Origin of the sequence: Aeromonas sp. 604176 (genome assembly GCF_049170755.1) — a bacterium.
GTDB lineage: Bacteria > Pseudomonadota > Gammaproteobacteria > Enterobacterales > Aeromonadaceae > Aeromonas > Aeromonas veronii_A.
The window spans coordinates 1-541 of sequence record NZ_JAAKNE010000314.1; the positions used below are offsets into that span (position 1 = coordinate 1).

The window sequence follows — 541 nt, forward strand, 5'->3', positions numbered from 1 at the left end:
TACACTCCGCTGTTCGAAAGAACAAACGAGGAAGAACTGCCGGAAGCTTATGAGCCCATTGAGTTGGACGAAAACGGCGAGATAGATCTTCATCAAATCCTGGAGGATGAGCTCATCCTCTCGTTGCCTCAAGTCGCAATGCATTCTCTGGATGCATGCCCGAGAGGAAACATGGAGATGACTTGGGGTGAAATCGAACCTGCTGATGAGCGGCCGAATCCCTTTGCAGTTCTTGAAGAGCTTAAACGTAAGTGAATTTAGGAGTTAGCCTACAATGGCCGTACAACAGAACCGTAAAACCCGTGCCAAGCGTGGCATGCGTCGTTCCCACGATGCGCTGACCACCGCTGCCCTGACTGTTGATCAGACCAGTGGCGAAATTCATCGTCGTCACCACGTGACTGCCGATGGTTTCTACCGCGGTAAAAAGGTAATCGCTTAAGGATTGCCTTTGTCTACGCAAACTGTCGCGCTAGACATCATGGGGGGAGATATTGGCCCCTCGGAAACAGTGCCTGCCGCCGTGCAGGCACTGTCTCTT

The 541-nt window shown here is 51.9% G+C and carries 2 protein-coding genes; both read left to right on the forward strand.

What is annotated here, in order from left to right; translation table 11 throughout:
* A partial coding sequence (locus tag G5358_RS21570; RefSeq protein ID WP_421324938.1) for a YceD family protein occupies nt 1-255 on the forward strand: 255 nt, incomplete at its 5' end.
* A 19-nt stretch (nt 256-274) separates the two neighbouring features.
* The gene (gene rpmF, locus G5358_RS21575; protein ID WP_005300935.1) at nt 275-442 is read left to right on the forward strand and encodes a 50S ribosomal protein L32; all 168 of its coding nucleotides are present in this window, start codon (nt 275-277) and stop codon (nt 440-442) included.
* The last annotated feature ends 99 nt before the right edge of the window (nt 443-541 follow it).

What these genes read in the sequence shown, in the direction of transcription:
- rpmF (WP_005300935.1), top strand. Translation starts at nt 275, where the DNA reads ATGGCCGTACAACAGAACCGTAAAACCCGTGCCAAGCGTGGCATGCGT.